General features: G+C 61.5%; 20 protein-coding genes and 1 pseudogene. 11 read left to right on the forward strand and 10 right to left on the reverse strand.

The features are described from left to right. Window positions 1-210: 210 nt before the first annotated feature. The 4 genes from glnK to sutA all read left to right on the forward strand — a co-directional run bounded on the left by glnK (window position 211) and on the right by sutA (window position 2,982). A complete protein-coding gene (glnK, locus tag J3P84_RS01195) occupies window positions 211-549 on the forward strand; it encodes a P-II family nitrogen regulator (protein ID WP_002555808.1) in 339 nt (112 codons plus the stop codon). 34 nt (window positions 550-583) lie between these two features. After that, window positions 584-1,918, forward strand: a complete 1,335-nt coding sequence (locus tag J3P84_RS01200; protein ID WP_305497956.1) for an ammonium transporter — start codon at window positions 584-586, stop codon at window positions 1,916-1,918. 213 nt (window positions 1,919-2,131) lie between these two features. After that, window positions 2,132-2,557, forward strand: a complete 426-nt coding sequence (locus J3P84_RS01205; protein ID WP_434570954.1) for a secondary thiamine-phosphate synthase enzyme YjbQ — start codon at window positions 2,132-2,134, stop codon at window positions 2,555-2,557. 101 nt (window positions 2,558-2,658) lie between these two features. Beyond that, the gene (gene sutA, locus J3P84_RS01210; protein ID WP_007941277.1) at window positions 2,659-2,982 is read left to right on the forward strand and encodes a transcriptional regulator SutA; all 324 of its coding nucleotides are present in this window, start codon (window positions 2,659-2,661) and stop codon (window positions 2,980-2,982) included. Between the two features lie 325 nt (window positions 2,983-3,307). Here the strand turns inward: sutA and J3P84_RS01215 are convergent, their stop codons facing one another. The 6 genes from J3P84_RS01215 to lptM are packed head-to-tail and all read right to left on the reverse strand — an operon-like array spanning window position 3,308 to window position 7,911. After that, window positions 3,308-4,012 (reverse strand): HAD family hydrolase, encoded by a 705-nt coding sequence (locus tag J3P84_RS01215; RefSeq protein WP_305497957.1) that lies wholly within the window; start codon window positions 4,010-4,012, stop codon window positions 3,308-3,310. Further along, window positions 4,009-4,908: a tyrosine recombinase XerC gene (gene xerC, locus J3P84_RS01220; RefSeq protein WP_434627150.1), complete on the reverse strand. Its 900-nt coding sequence runs from the start codon at window positions 4,906-4,908 to the stop codon at window positions 4,009-4,011. The genes J3P84_RS01215 and xerC overlap by 4 nt, the downstream gene beginning before the upstream one ends. A gap of 2 nt (window positions 4,909-4,910) precedes the next feature. Further along, window positions 4,911-5,636, reverse strand: coding sequence for a DUF484 family protein (locus tag J3P84_RS01225; protein ID WP_305497960.1), 726 nt, complete (start codon window positions 5,634-5,636; stop codon window positions 4,911-4,913). 12 nt (window positions 5,637-5,648) lie between these two features. Further along, on the reverse strand, window positions 5,649-6,479 hold the full coding sequence (gene dapF, locus J3P84_RS01230; RefSeq protein ID WP_434627152.1) for a diaminopimelate epimerase: 831 nt from the start codon (window positions 6,477-6,479) through the stop codon (window positions 5,649-5,651). A 4-nt stretch (window positions 6,480-6,483) separates the two neighbouring features. Then, a complete protein-coding gene (gene lysA / locus J3P84_RS01235; protein WP_434627154.1) occupies window positions 6,484-7,731 on the reverse strand; it encodes a diaminopimelate decarboxylase in 1,248 nt (415 codons plus the stop codon). 9 nt (window positions 7,732-7,740) lie between these two features. Beyond that, window positions 7,741-7,911, reverse strand: coding sequence for an LPS translocon maturation chaperone LptM (lptM, locus tag J3P84_RS01240; protein ID WP_047226132.1), 171 nt, complete (start codon window positions 7,909-7,911; stop codon window positions 7,741-7,743). A 184-nt stretch (window positions 7,912-8,095) separates the two neighbouring features. On the opposite strand from lptM, the gene cyaY reads away from it, so the two are divergent. From cyaY to rnk, 3 genes are all read left to right on the forward strand, one after another. Then, on the forward strand, window positions 8,096-8,428 hold the full coding sequence (gene cyaY, locus J3P84_RS01245) for an iron donor protein CyaY (RefSeq protein WP_434570964.1): 333 nt from the start codon (window positions 8,096-8,098) through the stop codon (window positions 8,426-8,428). Window positions 8,429-8,432: 4 nt separating this feature from the next. Further along, on the forward strand, window positions 8,433-8,651 hold the full coding sequence (locus tag J3P84_RS01250) for a DUF1289 domain-containing protein (RefSeq protein ID WP_305497964.1): 219 nt from the start codon (window positions 8,433-8,435) through the stop codon (window positions 8,649-8,651). Window positions 8,652-8,909: 258 nt separating this feature from the next. Continuing rightward, window positions 8,910-9,320: a nucleoside diphosphate kinase regulator gene (rnk, locus tag J3P84_RS01255; protein ID WP_434627157.1), complete on the forward strand. Its 411-nt coding sequence runs from the start codon at window positions 8,910-8,912 to the stop codon at window positions 9,318-9,320. A 6-nt stretch (window positions 9,321-9,326) separates the two neighbouring features. Here rnk and J3P84_RS01260 read toward each other — a convergent pair whose 3' ends face one another. From J3P84_RS01260 to J3P84_RS01270, 3 genes are all read right to left on the reverse strand, one after another. Continuing rightward, window positions 9,327-12,170, reverse strand: coding sequence for a class I adenylate cyclase (locus J3P84_RS01260; RefSeq protein ID WP_434627159.1), 2,844 nt, complete (start codon window positions 12,168-12,170; stop codon window positions 9,327-9,329). Window positions 12,171-12,346: 176 nt separating this feature from the next. Beyond that, window positions 12,347-12,592 carry a TIGR02647 family protein gene (locus J3P84_RS01265; RefSeq protein WP_434627161.1) on the reverse strand — a complete coding sequence of 82 codons (246 nt, stop codon included), beginning with the start codon at window positions 12,590-12,592 and terminating at the stop codon, window positions 12,347-12,349. Window positions 12,593-12,830: 238 nt separating this feature from the next. Continuing rightward, window positions 12,831-13,115, reverse strand: a complete 285-nt coding sequence (locus tag J3P84_RS01270; RefSeq protein WP_434627163.1) for a hypothetical protein — start codon at window positions 13,113-13,115, stop codon at window positions 12,831-12,833. A gap of 124 nt (window positions 13,116-13,239) precedes the next feature. Here J3P84_RS01270 and J3P84_RS01275 point away from each other — a divergent pair, with 124 nt between their 5' ends. Further along, complete coding sequence (locus J3P84_RS01275) at window positions 13,240-13,899, forward strand: glutathione S-transferase family protein (protein WP_434627165.1); 660 nt, start codon at window positions 13,240-13,242, stop codon at window positions 13,897-13,899. Window positions 13,900-14,024: 125 nt separating this feature from the next. Here J3P84_RS01275 and argH read toward each other — a convergent pair whose 3' ends face one another. Continuing rightward, entirely contained in the window at window positions 14,025-15,419 is a 1,395-nt protein-coding gene (argH, locus tag J3P84_RS01280) for an argininosuccinate lyase (RefSeq protein ID WP_434627167.1), read from the reverse strand. 51 nt (window positions 15,420-15,470) lie between these two features. Between argH and J3P84_RS01285 the strand changes: the two genes are divergently transcribed. The 3 genes and pseudogenes from J3P84_RS01285 to J3P84_RS01295 all read left to right on the forward strand — a co-directional run bounded on the left by J3P84_RS01285 (window position 15,471) and on the right by J3P84_RS01295 (window position 16,628). Further along, window positions 15,471-15,692, forward strand: a complete 222-nt coding sequence (locus tag J3P84_RS01285) for a hypothetical protein (protein WP_434602214.1) — start codon at window positions 15,471-15,473, stop codon at window positions 15,690-15,692. 43 nt (window positions 15,693-15,735) lie between these two features. Next, a pseudogene (locus tag J3P84_RS01290) lies at window positions 15,736-15,885 on the forward strand (sensor histidine kinase); the annotation flags it as partial. Then, on the forward strand, window positions 15,882-16,628 hold the full coding sequence (locus tag J3P84_RS01295; protein WP_305497976.1) for a LytR/AlgR family response regulator transcription factor: 747 nt from the start codon (window positions 15,882-15,884) through the stop codon (window positions 16,626-16,628). The pseudogene J3P84_RS01290 and the gene J3P84_RS01295, both read left to right, overlap by 4 nt. The last annotated feature ends 92 nt before the right edge of the window (window positions 16,629-16,720 follow it).

The following is a 16,720-nucleotide window of genomic DNA, read 5'->3' on the forward strand; positions in this document are numbered from 1 at the left end:
TTCTGCTTAGTGGCTGATGACCCATGCACTGATGCAGTCGCTGTGACGAATGCAGTGCAGCAGGCGGAGCGGGGAGTTTCGTCAGGAGTAGTCAGCTGGCGCCAGTCGGGCAACTTGGGCCGACGACGCGTTACAAAGCCAGGCACTGCGCTTAGACTTGAGTCGGGTTTGTTTTCCTGGGGCAAGTCCACCAATTCGGGAGAGAGTTTCATGAAGCTAGTCACTGCCATCATCAAGCCGTTCAAGTTGGACGACGTGCGCGAGTCGCTGTCCGAAATCGGCGTGCAGGGCATTACCGTCACTGAAGTCAAAGGCTTCGGTCGGCAGAAAGGTCACACCGAGCTGTATCGCGGCGCGGAATACGTGGTCGATTTCCTGCCCAAGGTGAAGATCGACGTTGCCATCGACGACAAGGATCTTGATCGGGTCATCGAGGCGATTACCAAGGCCGCCAACACCGGCAAGATTGGTGACGGAAAGATCTTTGTGGTCAATCTGGAACAGGCTATCCGCATCCGTACCGGCGAAACCGATACCGACGCTATCTAAGCCGCCAAACCCCAACGCCCCAGGAGAAAACAATATGACTCTGCGTAAATTCGCAGGGCTAGGAGCCCTGTTGTCCTTCGTAATGCCTGGCCTGGCCATGGCAGAAGAAGCGGCAGCCCCAGTCCTCAATTCCGGCGACACCGCCTGGATGCTGACGGCCACGATTCTTGTTCTGTTCATGACCATTCCCGGCCTTGCGCTGTTCTACGGCGGCATGGTTCGGTCGAAAAACATTCTTTCCGTGATGATGCAGTGCTTCGCCATTACTGGTCTGATCAGCGTGTTGTGGGTCATCTATGGCTACAGCATCGCGTTCGACACTACCGGCATGGAGCAGGGCGTCGTCAACTTCAACTCCTTCGTCGGCGGCCTGGGCAAAGCGTTCCTGGCGGGCGTCACCCCGGCCAGCATCACCGGCCCGGCGGCGTTGTTCCCTGAAGCAGTCTTCATTACCTTCCAGATGACCTTCGCGATCATCACCCCGGCCCTGATCGTCGGCGCGTTCGCCGAGCGGATGAAGTTCTCCGCCATGCTGATCTTCATGGGCGTGTGGTTCACCCTGGTGTATGCGCCGATTGCGCACATGGTCTGGTCCGGCAACGGCGGCCTGATGTGGGACTGGGGTGTACTGGACTTCGCCGGTGGCACTGTGGTCCACATCAACGCCGGTATCGCAGGCCTGGTGGCGTGCCTGGTGCTGGGCAAGCGCAAAGGCTTCCCGACCACGCCGATGGCGCCGCACAACCTGGGTTACACCCTGATGGGCGCGGCCATGCTGTGGGTGGGCTGGTTCGGCTTCAACGCCGGTTCCGCCGTCGCGGCCAACGGCACCGCCGGCATGGCGATGCTGGTCACCCAGATCGCCACCGCAGCCGCCGCGCTGGGCTGGATGTTCGCCGAGTGGATCACCCACGGTAAGCCAAGCGCACTGGGCATCGCCTCGGGCGTCGTGGCCGGCCTGGTTGCAATCACCCCGGCGGCCGGCACCGTGGGCCCGATGGGCGCCCTGGTCATTGGCCTGGCGGCGGGCGTGGTGTGCTTCTTCTGCGCCACCACCCTCAAGCGCAAACTCGGCTATGACGACTCCCTGGACGCCTTTGGCGTGCATGGCATCGGCGGTATCCTCGGCGCCATCCTGACCGGTGTGTTCGCAGCACCAGCCCTGGGCGGCTTCGGCACCGTGACCGATATCGGTGCGCAAGTGTGGATTCAGTTCAAAGGCGTAGGCTTTACCGTGATCTACACGGCGGTTGTCACCTTCATCATCCTCAAGGTCCTCGACGCCGTCATGGGTCTGCGGGTTTCCGAGGAAGAAGAGGCCGTGGGCCTGGACCTGGCCCAGCACAACGAACGTGGTTACAACCTGTAATCGCGCTCCAATAAAAAATGCCCGGTTCGCCGGGCATTTTTTTGTCTGGAATTTGTCATTGCTCATAGGGCGTGCTGGTTTTTCCGACGCCTTTTGTTGTGTATGCGACACGGGTTTTTCTACCGCCAAAGACTTACAGGAAAGCAGGAATATTAGGCCCTTTGTTTTTTCCCAGAGCGCGCTAGAATGCGCGCCGAACGTGCGGAGAACTGTATGTGGCAACAGACGCTGATAACCCTGCGGGCAAGGCCCCGGGGCTTTCATCTGGTAACGGACGAGTTGCTCGCCGGCCTGCCTGAACTCAAGGCATGTCGTGTCGGTCTGTTGCATCTGTGGCTGCAGCACACCTCGGCCTCGCTGACCATCAACGAGAACGCCGATCCGGCGGTACGTCGAGACTTCGAACGATTTTTCAATCGGCTGATCCCACAAGGAACCGCCGACTATGAGCACAACGACGAAGGCCTGGACGACCTCCCGGCGCACTTCAAGGCCAGCGTGCTGGGATGCCAGCTCAGTCTTCCGGTGACGGCGGGACGGTTGGCGTTGGGCACCTGGCAAGGTGTTTATCTGGGCGAGCACCGTGATCATGGCGGTACTCGTAAAGTCCTCGCCACCTTGTACGGTGAAGGGGCATGACCGCTGATGGTTGGCGGATGTTGAATTTTTTCTGGCAGCCTTCGACAGATGGCGAAGCTGGGCTATAACTAATCTGCTTTTCGCAAGTCATGAGGTAGAACATGAGCGACGATGATCTGGAAAACGACGACCTCGAAGTAGGTGATGAAGACGAGGCCGAAGAAGGCCTGGAAGCGGCGGCTGAAGACGTCGCTGACGATGACGGTGCCGATGTTCCGGTCCCGACCGCCAAAGGCAAGGCCAAGGCGGCGGTATCGGTCGACGAGTTGCCGAGCGTAGAGGCCAAGAACAAGGAGCGTGATGCGCTCGCCAAGGCCATGGAGGAATTCCTGGCCCGGGGTGGCAAGGTGCAGGAAGTGGAGGCCAATGTGGTCGCCGATCCGCCCAAGAAGCCTGACAACAAGTACGGCAGCCGCCCGATCTGAGTATCTGCCCTTGCTTGCTGAAAAAGCCCGCCGTCGCTGCGGGCTTTTTCATGGGTCGGATAACGTTTAGGACCACACGCCGATCCTGTGGGAGCGAGCTTGCTCGCGATAGCGGTTTACCTGTCACATCGATGTTGGATGTGCCGCCGTCATCGCGAGCAAGCTCGCTCCCACAGGGTTTTACGCCTGGCTTGGAATCGCAAGGCATAAGAGATCCAGGGTGGGAGCGAGCCTGCTCGCGATAGCGGTGGGTCTGTTGACATCGATGTGGGACTGCCGCCGCCTTCGCGAGCGGGCTCGCTCCCACACAGGCGGCGTTGGGGACTCAGCGCGGGTTATGCCATCCTGCCAATAATCCCGGCAGTTCGGTCAGGCTGCGGATTTCCGCATCCGGCGCATGGTCGGCGTCCCACGCCTTGCCTGTCGGGTTGAACCACACTGCGCGCAGGCCGGCCTGTTGGGCGCCGGCGATGTCGTCGCCCGGGTGATCGCCGATGTGCACGGCAGTCTGCGCGGTCGCGCCACCGCGTTGCAGGGCTTCGTGGAACAGCCGGGCGTCGGGCTTGGCGATGCCGATGTCCTCGGCGCACAGGGCGAACTTGAAGTAATCCGCCAGCCCCAGGCGCCGGACATCGGCGTTGCCATTGGTGACGACGCCAAGGGCGTAATCATTGGCGAGCAATTCCAGGGTCGGCTGCACCTCGGGAAACACCTCCAGTTGATGGCGGGCATGCAGGAAGGCCTCGAATCCCTGGTCTGCCAGCTCCGAAGCCCGCCATTGGTCATAGCCGGCGTCTTGCAGCGCCCGGAACAGCACGCGTCGGCGCAAGGCACTGATGCGGTGCTTGAGGTCCGGCTCTTCGCTGAGCACTTGCGTGCGGATTGCCCACAAGCGCTCCACCGGAAAGTCGCCCAGGTCCGGTGCGTTATCGGTCAGCCACTGACGTAATACGGCTTCGGCGCTGGCGATCACCGGGGCGGTGTCCCACAGGGTGTCGTCCAGGTCGAAAGTGATGAGTTCGATGGTCATGATTCGTCGCCCTTGATGCGTTTGGCCCTGGGGTGGGCACTGTCATAGACCGTCGCCAGGTGCTGGAAGTCCAGATGGGTATAGATCTGGGTGGTCTTGATGTCCGAATGGCCGAGCAACTCCTGGACGGCGCGCAGGTCCTGGGACGATTCGAGCAGGTGACTGGCGAACGAATGTCGCAGCATGTGTGGATGCAGGTTCTGCCCAAGTTCGCGCTCACCGGCAGCCTTGACCCGCAATTGTATCGCTCGCGGCCCGAGGCGCCGGCCTTGCTGGCTGACGAAGACTGCTTCATCGGCCGGGTTGGCCATTGCCCGGAGCGGCAGCCACAGGTCCAAGGCTTCCCGGGCCTTGCGGCCGATAGGCAGCAGGCGGGTCTTGCTGCCCTTGCCGTGCACCTGAACCATGCCGTCGGCGAGGTCCAGTTGTTCCAGGTTCAGCCCGGTCAGTTCCGAAAGCCGCAGGCCCGAGGAATAGAACAGCTCCAGGATTGCCTGGTCGCGCCGCGCGAGAAAGTCATCCTCGACGGCGCCCTCCAGCAATTGCAGGGCGCGGTCGGTGTCGAGGGTCTTGGGCAGCCGACGCTCGCCCTTGGGCGGTGCCAGGCCGGTGGCCGGGTCGTGGTCGCAAAGGCCTTCACGATTGAGGTACTGGTACAAGCCGCGCACCGCCGACAACAGTCGCGCCAGGCTGCGGGAGGATTGTCCTTGTTGATGCAGACGGGCAATCAGGCTGCGCAGGCGTTGGATATCCAGCGCCGACCAGCTGCCGATATTTTGTTTCTGGCACCAGCCCAGCACCTTTTCGAGGTCGCGGCGATAGGCTGACAAGGTGTGGGGCGACACCTGGCGCTCACTGCGCAGGTGCTCGCAGTAGGCGTCCAGTTGCCGTTCCATCGTCAGCGTACCGAGCGCAGCGAACCGGCAACCCGTGGCAGCACGCGGCCGGTGACTTCGGCGATATAACTCAGGAACAATGTGCCGACCGAGCTCTTGTAGTGCTGCGGATCGCGGCTGGCGATGGCCAGCACGCCGTGCACACCCTGGTGGGCAATGGCGACGACGGCCGTAGAGCCGATCTGCTTGCGTTGTTCTTCGCCGAACAGGAAATCCAGCTCATGTTCGCGCAGGCTGCCGCTGACGCTTTTGTTTTCCGTGAGCAGGCCGCCGATGGCGGTCTGCGCTTCGGCGTGAGTCACCCAGCGCCCAACCGGCATGGCGTTGTCGCCAAACAGAATGAGGCTGACAAAAGGCACCTGGAAATCCTGGCGCAGGCTGTCTTCGACGCTCATCACCAGGTCTTCCAGGGTGCTGGCGTCCATCAACGCGAGGATCAGGCGACGGGTCTTGTCGAAGAGCCGGTCGTTGTCGCGCGCCACGTCCATCAGGTGCGAAAGACGGTGGCGCATTTCGATGTTGCGTTCGCGCAGGATCTTCATCTGGTGCTCCACCAGCGACACGGTATCGCCGCGCCGATGGGGGATGCGCATCGTCGAAAGCAGGTCTTCATGCTCGACGAAAAAGTCCGGATGGGCCTCCAGGTAAGCGGCCACGGCTGCGGCTTCCGGGTTCTGGCTCGGGGATTCGTCGGGCTGCGGGGCTGGAACCTGAGGCTTATCGGTCATGGTTTGGCTCACTCAAAGACGAACTTGTCCTTCGTATACGCGTACGGCCGGGCCGGTCATCATCACCGGTTGGCCAGGGCCTGCCCATTCGATGGACAGGCGCCCGCCGGGCAGGTCGATCAGCAATGGCGAATCCATCCACCCCTGGCTGATCGCGGCGACGGCCGCGGCGCAGGCGCCGGTGCCGCACGCCTGGGTTTCCCCGGCGCCGCGTTCCCAGACGCGCAGTTGCGCACGATGCCGGTCGATGACCTGCAGGAAGCCGACGTTCACCCGGGCCGGGAAGCGCGAATGATGCTCGATCTTCGGCCCCAGTTCGTGCACGGGCGCACTGTTTATATCATCCACCCGCAGCACGGCATGGGGGTTGCCCATGGACACCGCCGCCAGTTCCACCGGCGTACCGTCGACGTCGACGGTATAGCTCAGGGCCTGGGCCGGTGCCTGGAACGGAATGTCCGCCGGAACCAGGCGTGGGGCGCCCATGTTGACGCCGATCTGGCCGTCGCTGCGGACATCCAGTTCGATGATGCCGCTTTTGGTCTCGACGCGAATCTGCCGTTTGGCAGTCAGGCGCTTGTCCAGCACGAAGCGGGCGAAACAGCGCGCACCGTTGCCGCATTGCTCCACTTCGGAACCGTCGGCATTGAAGATCCGGTAGCGGAAATCCACGTCCGGGTTGTTCGGCGCCTCGACGATCAGCAACTGGTCGAAGCCGATGCCGGTGTGGCGGTCGCCCCATTGCTTGGCGTGCTTGGGCAGGATGTGCGCGTGCTGGCTGACCAGGTCGAGGACCATGAAGTCATTGCCCAGGCCGTGCATCTTGGTAAAACGCAGCAGCATGGTATTACTCCGGCAACAGGCTTTCGCCGGCAAACAGCTCGGCTACCGTCTCGCGGCGGCGCACTTCGAATGCCTGATCACCGTCCACCAGCACCTCGGCGCAACGGCCGCGGGTGTTGTAGTTGGAACTCATGACAAACCCGTAGGCACCCGCCGAATGCACGGCCAGCAGATCGCCTTCTTCCAGCGCCAGCTCCCGACCCTTGGCCAGGAAGTCGCCGGTTTCGCAGATCGGCCCGACGATGTCGTAGGCGCGGGCCGCGGTATCGCGTGGGCGCACCGCGGTGACATCCATCCAGGCCTGGTACAGCGCCGGACGGATCAGGTCATTCATGGCCGCGTCGACGATGGCGAAATCCTTGTGCTCGGTGTGCTTGAGGTACTCGACCTGGGTCAGCAGCACGCCGGCATTGGCGACGATGTAGCGACCGGGCTCGAACATCAATGCCAGGTCGCGGCCTTCGAGGCGCTCGCGCACGGTCTTGATGTAGTCGGCCACCAATGGCGGTTCTTCGTCGCGATAACGCACGCCGACACCGCCGCCCAGGTCGATGTGACGCAGGTAGATGCCGCAGTCGCCGAGGCGATCGACCAGCGCCAGCAGGCGGTCGAGGGCATCGATGAACGGTTCGAGGGTGGTCAGTTGCGAGCCGATGTGGCAATCGACGCCGAGCACTTCCAGGTTTGGCAGCTGGGCTGCGCGCACGTACACGTCCTCGGCGTCGGCAATGGCGATGCCGAACTTGTTTTCCTTGAGGCCAGTGGAAATGTACGGGTGGGTGCCGGCGTCGACGTCCGGGTTCACGCGCAAGGAAACCGGTGCGCGCACGCCCAGCTCGGCGGCGACGACCTGCAACCGCTCCAGCTCGTCGGTGGATTCGATGTTGAAGCAATGCACACCGACTTGCAGCGCGCGGCGCATGTCTTCGCGGGTCTTGCCGACACCGGAGAAAACGATCTTGTCGGCGCTGCCACCCGCGGCCAGCACACGCTCCAGCTCGCCTCCGGAGACGATGTCGAAGCCGGCGCCAAGGCGCGCCAGGACGTTGAGCACGCCCAGGTTCGAGTTGGCTTTTACCGCGAAGCACACCAGGTGCGGCATGCCTTCGAGGGCATCGGCGAAGGTGCGGTACTGGGCTTCGATATGGGCACGGGAATAGACGTAGGTCGGCGTGCCGAAACGTTCGGCTATCGCGGACAGGGCAACCCCTTCCGCGAACAGCTCCCCGCCACGGTAGTTAAAAGCGTCCATGGCGGTCCCTTAGTAAGTGGTGTGGGTGTCGTGCGCGTGTGACTTGGATTGCGACGACTTGGCCTGTTCTTCAGGGGACTTGCTGTCATCAGGCAGGTACAGCGGACCTTTTTGACCACAGGCTGTCACAAGGCAGGCAACCGCGACGAGCGCAGCAAGGGAAGAGATCAGGCGCTTCATGGCGAAATCCTTGAAAATGCGTTAATTGCGCCGGAGTATACCGGCCACCCGTCAGCTTGCCTATGCAACGGGGCGCCCGTCCGGCGGCGCTGGTTGTCTCAACCGGTATATCCTTTGCAATCGCCGGGAAGCGTCCGTATCTTGCGGCGCTTGAGCATGAGCAGACATTTTCGAGGTTGCCGCAATGAGTTTGACTGAAGCCCGTTTCCACGACCTGGTCGATGCGACCCAGCAAACGCTGGAGGATGTGTTCGATGACAGTGGCCTGGATATCGATCTGGAAATTTCCGCCGGTGTACTCACCGTCAAGTTCGAAAACGGTACCCAGCTGATCTTCAGCCGCCAGGAACCGTTGCGGCAGTTGTGGCTGGCGGCGGTGTCCGGTGGTTTTCACTTCGACTATGACGAGGAAAGCGAGCGCTGGATGTGCGACAAGAGCGAAGAGCAGTTGGGCGAGATGCTCGAACGCATCGTCAAGCAGCAGGCGGGCGCTGAGCTCGAATTCGAAGGACTGTGACGGCGTGAGCCAGCCAGCCCCGGCGCGGCCACCCAAGCCGCTCTACAGCAACGTCAGCCCCGCCGTTCCGTCGCCTTGCACCAGCGTGTGCAAGCTGGATGAGCAGAAGGTCTGCCTCGGCTGTTTCCGGCACGTGGAAGATATCCGCGAATGGCGCTCGGCGGATGATGAGCGCCGGCGGGTGATCTGTGCCGAGGCCGCCAAACGCAAGTCTTTGTCATGATGCCCGTGGCGAGGGAGCTTGCTCCCGCTCGGCTGCGAAGCAGTCGCAAGATTCTTGGGGTCGCTTCGCAACCCAGCGGGAGCAAGCTCCCTCGCCACAAAAGCCTTCCACCTGATGGGCAAGAACCATCCGGGTTGTATATTTATTGAGCTGTGGTAGTGTCCAGCAACGCCTCAACTCATCGAGGCGCGTGAAAACCCCGTCTTATGTGGCGGGGTTTTGCTTTTTTCGTGCAGAAGAAAGGAGTCTGCCTGGATCATGACCGCACCTTCCATCACCCTGACTCGCTTGGACGTACAACGTCTGGAGCGCTTGATCGACAGCCTGGATGACACGCTTCCCGGTGTGATCGCGTTGCAAACCGAACTGGATCGCGCCGAGACACTGGTCGGCCACGATGAAGTGCCCGCCGATGTCGTGACCATGAATTCGCGCGTGCACTGCCGCGAGGAAAGCAGCGGCAAGGATTACCATCTGACGCTGGTCTACCCGAAGGACGCCAACGCCGACCAGGGCCGGATTTCGATCCTGGCGCCGGTGGGCAGTGCCTTGCTGGGCTTGAAGGTGGGGCAGCACATCGACTGGCCGGCGCCGGGTGGCAAGACCTTGAAGCTGACGTTGCTGGAAGTCGAGTCCCAGCCGGCCAATGGCGGTGATTTCCCGTCCTGAACCCCGTCAGACCTGATTCAATGCCTCGTTCAGCGCACGCTCCAGGTCGGCCTTGTAGCGCAGGAACAAAATGCTCGGGCAGGCACTGTCACCGACCAGGCCGGAGAGGTCCAGGTCGGTGATATAGCAGCGATAGCGCTCGGCTTCGCGGCGCTGCCCGACGATTTCCCTGGCGACCACATGAAACAGTTGGTCGCCGTGCTCCAGCTCCGAAAATTCCCGCTGATCGCAATAGAGGGTGAGGTGCACTTGCCCGTGCGCCGCTTTGCCGATGATCGCCTGCACGTCGTAGAAGGGCTTGTTGGCCGGCGTCTGCGGCGCCTGCCGTGATTCGACCCGCCGGGCCCGCCCGTTACCCGAAGGCAGAAGCTGGTAATAAAGTACTTCCAGGGTCAACGGCTGGGTAGCGTCCATCGGCAGCAAGGCGTCGCGGCGATACAGCACCGACTGCAGGAAGCGCTGCAGCGGCACCAGCAGGCTTTGTTCATCGTGATAAGGCAGGCGCTGCTGCCACAATGCGTTGAATTCATCGAGCACATACAGCTCCGCTTCTTCCTCGTAGACCCGGTAGAACACCTGGATGCACTCGGGCTGGCCCATTGGCAGGATCAGGGCCGCGTCGTGTTCTTCCATGGCCATCGCGTCCAGATGCAGCGGGCTGTATGCCGTCAACTCTTCGCCCAGGTAGTCCATCAACGCCGGCAGGCTGCTCAACGCCACATGGTTGACCTGGCCGGGCACCAGCTCTAGCACGTGATAATGCTGCTGGACCTGAAGCAGGTAGCGGTAGTTGAGTTTGCTCAGGAGCAAGGTCTGGGCGGTCTCGATGACTTCTTCAACCCGTCGCGCGATGAACTGCGCACGGTTGTGGCAGAAACAGCGCACCTGCAAGCGTGGCTGGCGCTGCGTAAGGGGCAGGTCGTTGAGGTAGTCGCGCAGGCAATCGAGCAGGGCGTGCTCGCCGTCGAACCGGTTGACCAGTACTTCATTCCAGCTGTTGAGCGTGACCTGGTCGAGGGTCAACACCAGGTTTTCGCGAACACCGGCGTAGCTCAACGAGTCGGTGCGCTCGGTGGTCATCAGGATGTTCAAGTCGCGGTGATGCTTGAGCGGGTCGACGCCGACGTTCACCAGGATCAGCACTTCGCCGGGTACGCTGGCATGCAGCAGCTGTTCTTCGTCAACCGTGGCCAGGGGCAGGGCGATGGACTGTTGCAGGCTGCCCAGCAAGTTAAACAGCTCGAACTCGCTCAGGTCGCTGTCGCCGGGGTGTAGCGCCAGGCGCGTGCTACTGTCGATCACGCCGTTGCGGTGGCACCAGGTGAGCAATTCGAGCAATTCGCGGCTGCGCTTGATCGGCGCGAAATTCTCCCATTCCAAGGCATTCAGGCTGCCGTTGTACAACCCCCACTGGTTCTGCCCCGGCTCTTTCTTGTTCGGCGACTGGACCAGGGTCAGGGTGTCTTCGGCCAGGTCCGGGGCAATTCCAGGATTGATGAACTCGACCTTGTCGGCCTTGCGCTCGAAGGCCGCATACAGCCGTCGGCCAAGGACATTGAGGTCGCGCTTGTTGATCAGGCTGACGGTCTTTTCGGTGCGGGCGAACTGGGTCAGGAAGCGATAGCTGTAGGTCAGCTCGTTGACCAGTGCGCGCCGCTCATTGCTGACCTGGCGGACCTTCCATTGACTGCGGCTGTCGAGCAACGCGAGTTGGCGTTGATCCCAGCCCCAATCCCGCGCCAGGCGCTCAAGCAGATTGCGTTGCCAACCGCTGCTGCGGGCGTGGCCGGTGAGCTTGCGATTGACCTTCAGGTACAGCGCGCGGCGAATCAGCTCCAGGCGTTCCGGTTCGCCACGGGCGTTGAGGTATTCCTCGAGACGGCGGTAAACCACCATGTACGGGTCCAGCTCGTCCAGGTCCAGGCGATTGGCGAACACCGCCTGCTTGAAGCGCAGGCTCAGGCAGCGCACGTCCGGGTGTTCGCTGGCGTAGACCTCGGTCAGCAACAGTTTGAGCACGGATTTGTAGGGTGACTCGATGCCCTTGAACAACTGCCAGAGCCCGGCGCCGATGAATTCGCCCGGCGGGATGTAGGCCAGATGCCCCAGGTCCAGGGTTTCGTCGGCACGGATGAAGCGCTTGGAAATCAGCGTATGGGTGTATTGCTGGTAATTCTCTTCCTCATAGATCGGCACCAGCCACCAGATCGGTGTGCGTCCGGCCAGCCAGATCGCGGTGCGGTAGAACTCGTCCAGCAACAGATAATGCTGGGTGGTGCCGCAGTCATCGGAGCTGAGCTGGTTGTCCCGTTCGCCGCGGACGAATCGCGCCGGGTCGATGAGGAAAAAGTGAGCCTCGGCGCCTTGGGTGGCGGCCCAGATTTCCAGCAGCTGGCATTTCTTGCGTAGCTCGGCGAGTTCATCCTCGCTCAAGTCCGGGCCGTGGCACACCCATACGTCCATGTCGCTCTGGTCGGCCTGGGCGAGCGTGCCGAGGCTGCCCATCAGGAACAGGCCGAGGATTGGCCGCGGAGGGTTGCTGCCATGGCGCGGCTTATACGAAAACGAGCGGGTCAGCCGCTGGGCCTCGGCGAGGACATTGGCGTCGGGCTCGTAATTCGACAACCCGGCGGGCGTGCTGCCGGAGACATAGCCGGGCAGCAGTGGATGGTTGACGTGAAAGAACAGCGGAAGCAGCGTCAATACGCCCTGCTGGCGGGTCGACAACCCTTCGAGGGCGCGCTCCATGCGGCCGGTGTTGAGCTTGAGGAAACGCGCGCGTAACTGGCTCAGGACCTTGCGGTCGATTCCCTGGTCCAGATCGGGGCGTATTTCGTGATTGCGGGTCATGTCAGCTCAAACCGGCTCGCGGCGTCGCACGTGGGGAAGCACAAGTGATGGCAGGTTAGCGCCCGAATCGTGGAATTCTTGAGCTGAAAATGATTTTGACGCCAGGATTTTTACGAAAGAAGCCTGTGCGCCTGCGGAAACCCCGAGGCAAAGGGATTTCCGTGGGCGAGGGGGGATCAGGCGGCTTCTTGGACGCTCAGTATCGTCAAGACGGTTTGCACGTTCTGTGCGGCATCACGGCCCAGGCTGGTCAGGTAACCACCGTCGGGTTGGGTGATGAGTTCTTTTTCGTAGAGGCGCTTGGCAGCGGCGATGGCTTTCGGGGCAGCGGTCTGATGAATTTTCAGGCCTTCCTGGGAACTGTCCAGGTTGAAGAGTGCAAGGATTTCCAGTTCGGCAACCAGCTCAGGGGTAAGCGACATAAGGACTCCAGACTTTCTAGGAATTTGGTCGACAGCGTCACTAAGGTGAGCGCACTCGGCCGAGCTGTCCAGTGTCAGTGTGGTGCTTTTTTGTTTAAAGCGATTTTTTTGTGGCGAGGGAGCTTGCTCCCGCTGGGTTGCGAAGCGACCCCGAAAATTTGCGACTGCTGCGCCCGAAGCGTCGGACCGCCGAGCGGGAGCAAGCTCCCTCACCACAAGAGTGGCGTTGCCCGTCGGGTCATTTCTTTTCCGGCGGCAGCTCAGGCAAGGCGCGCAGGGCGGCTTCGTACCACTCGGTATTGAACGGACGGTCTTCTTCCAGGATCGCGTCGATTTCAACCGCCAGCACGTGGGCCATCAGGTTGAGGATTTCGTCACGCTCATAACCGACCAGGGTCAACTTGTTGAAGGTGGCCTTGGCCGCTGGCGGGTTGTCGCTTTCGATCTGGTTCTCGATGGCCTGGATCAGCGTGGATTCGACGAACTCTTCTTCGTCCTGTTCGATATCGCTTGGCTCGCTCATGGCAGCCTCCTGTAGAAAAGGCCGCCAGTTTACCTGCATTCAGCAGCGTGATGCGCCTGGCGCGAAATGTCCCGCCGGTCTATAACCCAAGGCTGCCAACCCCGCACGGCCTGGAGGCTATGGAATGCTCAAGCTTTATGGTTTTTCTGTCAGCAATTATTACAACATGGTCAAGCTGGCGCTGCTGGAGAAGGGGCTGCCCTTCGAAGAGGTCCAGTTCTTTGGTGCCCAAACCCCGGAAGCCCTGGCTATCAGCCCGCGCGGCAAGGTGCCGGTATTGAAGACCGAGCAGGGCTTTATCAACGAGACCAGCGTCATTCTGGAATATATCGAGCAAACCCAGCCGGGCAAGGCCCTGCTGCCCAACGACCCGTTCGAGCGCGCCCAGGTGCTGGCCTTGTGCCGGGAAATCGAGTTGTACATCGAGCTGCCGGGACGTGCCTGCTATCCCGAAGCGTTTTTTGGCATGGTGGTGCCCGAGGCGATCAAGGACAAGGCCAAGGGCGAGTTATTGCTCGGATTTGCCTCGCTTGGCCGGCACGGAAAATTCTCGCCTTATGTGGCGGGTGACAGCCTGAGCATTGCCGACCTGTATTTCTACTACAGCCTTTCGCTGGCCTTGCCGGTGGGCAAGAAGGTCTTCGATATCGACTTGCTGGCAGAGATGCCGAAGGCCAGGGCCTTGATGGAGCTGCTCGGGCAGAATCCGCACGTGCAGCGGATTGCGGCGGATCGAGAGGCGGAAATGCCGGCGTTCCTGGCGAAGATTGCTGCCAGGAAGTGAGTGGTTTCGTTGTCCTGACGACCGCTATCGCGAGCAAGCTCGCTCCCACATTTGATCTCCATGTTCACAAAATTTGTGTTCACTGAAATCCCTGTGGGAGCGAGCTTGCTCGCGATGCTCTTGCTTTAGCGGCTGGCGAGAAGCGCCTGGCCACGAACGACCGCTGCTTTTACCTGCGCCGGCGCCGTACCGCCAACATGATCACGGGCATTGACCGAGCCTTCCAGTGTCAACACCGCGAACACGTCCTGCTCGATCTGGTCGCTGAACTGGCGCAGTTCTTCCAGGCTCATTTCCGCCAGGTCCTTGCCGTTGTCGACGCCGTACTTCACGGCATGGCCGACAATCTCATGGCAGTCACGGAACGGCAGGCCATGGCGGACCAGGTAATCGGCCAGGTCGGTAGCGGTGGAGAAGCCGCGCAGGGCCGCTTCGCGCATGACCGCATGCTTGGGCTTGATGGCCGGGATCATGTCGGCGAACGCTCGCAGCGAATCGCGCAAGGTATCGGCGGCGTCGAACAGCGGCTCCTTGTCTTCCTGGTTGTCCTTGTTGTAGGCCAGTGGCTGGCCTTTCATCAGGGTCAGCAGGCCCATCAGCGCACCGAATACCCGGCCGCTCTTGCCCCTTACCAGCTCCGGCACGTCGGGGTTTTTCTTTTGCGGCATGATCGAGCTGCCGGTGCAGAAACGGTCGGGCAGATCGATGAACTGGAATTGCGCGCTGGTCCACAGCACCAGCTCTTCGGAGAAGCGCGACAGGTGCATCATCGCGATGCTCGCGGCGGAGCAGAATTCGATGGCGAAGTCGCGGTCCGAAACGTTATCAAGCGAGTTGCCGCCCACCGCATCGAAGCCCAGCAGTTGCGCGGTGTATTCACGGTCGATCGGATAGGTCGTGCCGGCCAGCGCGGCGCTGCCCAGGGGCATGCGATTGGTGCGTTTGCGGCAGTCGACCAGGCGCTCGTAGTCGCGGCTGAGCATCTCGAACCAGGCGAGCATGTGATGCCCAAACGTTACAGGTTGCGCGGTTTGCAAGTGCGTGAAGCCCGGCATGATGCTCTCCGCCTCGCGCTCGGCCTGTTCCAGCAGGCCTTTTTGCAGGCGGGTGATTTCTGCCAGGATCAGGTCGATTTCATCGCGCAGCCATAAGCGGATGTCAGTGGCGACCTGGTCGTTACGGCTGCGACCGGTGTGCAGCTTCTTGCCGGTCACGCCGATGCGGTCGGTCAGGCGCGCTTCGATGTTCATGTGCACGTCTTCAAGGTCCACGCGCCAGTCGAACTGGCCGGCCTCGATCTCGCCCTGGATGGTCTTCAGGCCATCGATGATGCTGTCGCGCTCGGCATCGGTCAGCACGCCGACCTTGGCCAGCATGGTGGCGTGGGCGATCGAGCCCATGATGTCGTGGCGATACAGGCGCTGGTCAAAGTTGACGGAGGCGGTGAAGCGGGCGACGAAGGCGTCGACGGGTTCACTGAAGCGGCCGCCCCAGGACTGATTGGTCTTGTCAGTGCTCATGAATTCGCTCGTGATCGGCTGAAGAAAAAGTAGCGGTTAAGGCTGCGGCGGATGATAGCAGGGTTGCCGGGGCTGGCGCTGGCAATGGTCGGCAGGTTTTTTACCCGGAAAAGCCACGCATTTGCCGGGTTTTTGCACAACGATATTTTTCGATTGAGCAATATCGTCGTGGCAACCGTCTACAGTGGACGTAGGGCTTTGCTTTTTCATCTTGGACGCATCGGACGCACCAAAAAAATGGGGGGTGCTCATATTGATCAGATCGAGTGTTAACAGTCCCTGTGGCGACGTTGTGCGACAACAGGCCTCGAGCTCCGGTAGGCAAGCGCTGGTAAAGATAGGCAACCACCTCGCGGCACTTTTTGGCCCTCGGACGAGTCTTAGCGTGGATCGCGGTGACGGATGTCACTTCCCCTGTCTACGCTATCCTTGTGCGAGACTCACGCAGGAATCCAGCGCAATATGAATGTCCTGATCGTTGACGACGAACCACTGGTCCGCGAGCGCCTGAGCCGAATGCTTGGCGAACTCGAGGGTTACAGTGTCCTGGAGCCGAGCGCCACCAATGGCGAAGAGGCGTTGGCCCTTATCGACAGCCACAAGCCGGATATCGTGCTGCTCGACATCCGCATGCCTGGCCTGGACGGGCTGCAGGTCGCGGCCAAGCTGTGCGAGCGCGAGTCGCCTCCCGCGGTGGTGTTCTGTACCACCCGGGACGATTTTCCTCCGGAGGTGTTGCAGGCCGGTGCCGTGGGCTATCTGATCAAACCGGTTTCCGTCGAGGCGCTGGAAGAAGCGTTGCGCAAGGCTGAGCGACCGAACCGCGTGCAACTGGCGGCGCTTACCCGCCCGGCCGCCGAGAGCGGCAGCGGCCCGCGCAGCCATATCAGCGCACGGACCCGAAAAGGTATTGAGCTGATTCCGTTGAACCAGGTGGTCTACTTCATTGCCGACCACAAATACGTGACCTTGCGCCACGAAAGCGGAGAAGTGCTGCTGGACGAGCCGCTCAAGGCGCTGGAGGACGAGTTCGGCGAACGGTTCGTACGCATCCACCGCAACGCCTTGGTGGCTCGCGAGCGTATCGAGCGTTTGCAACGCACCCCCCTCGGGCACTTCCAGCTTTACCTCAAGGGGCTCAATGGCGACGCGCTGATCGTCAGCCGGCGGCATGTGGCGGGCGTGCGCAAGATGATGCAACAGCTTTAGCGTGGCGTCCCGCAGCGTTCCATCTCCAGGATTGGCGGCCAGGGAGGCCTTTGCGTCGTGATTCAAGTCAAAGCGGATTTGGCTGAGCTGTT

Source organism: Pseudomonas sp. Z1-29 (genome assembly GCF_051131995.1).
In the GTDB taxonomy this organism is placed as follows: Bacteria; Pseudomonadota; Gammaproteobacteria; order Pseudomonadales; family Pseudomonadaceae; genus Aquipseudomonas.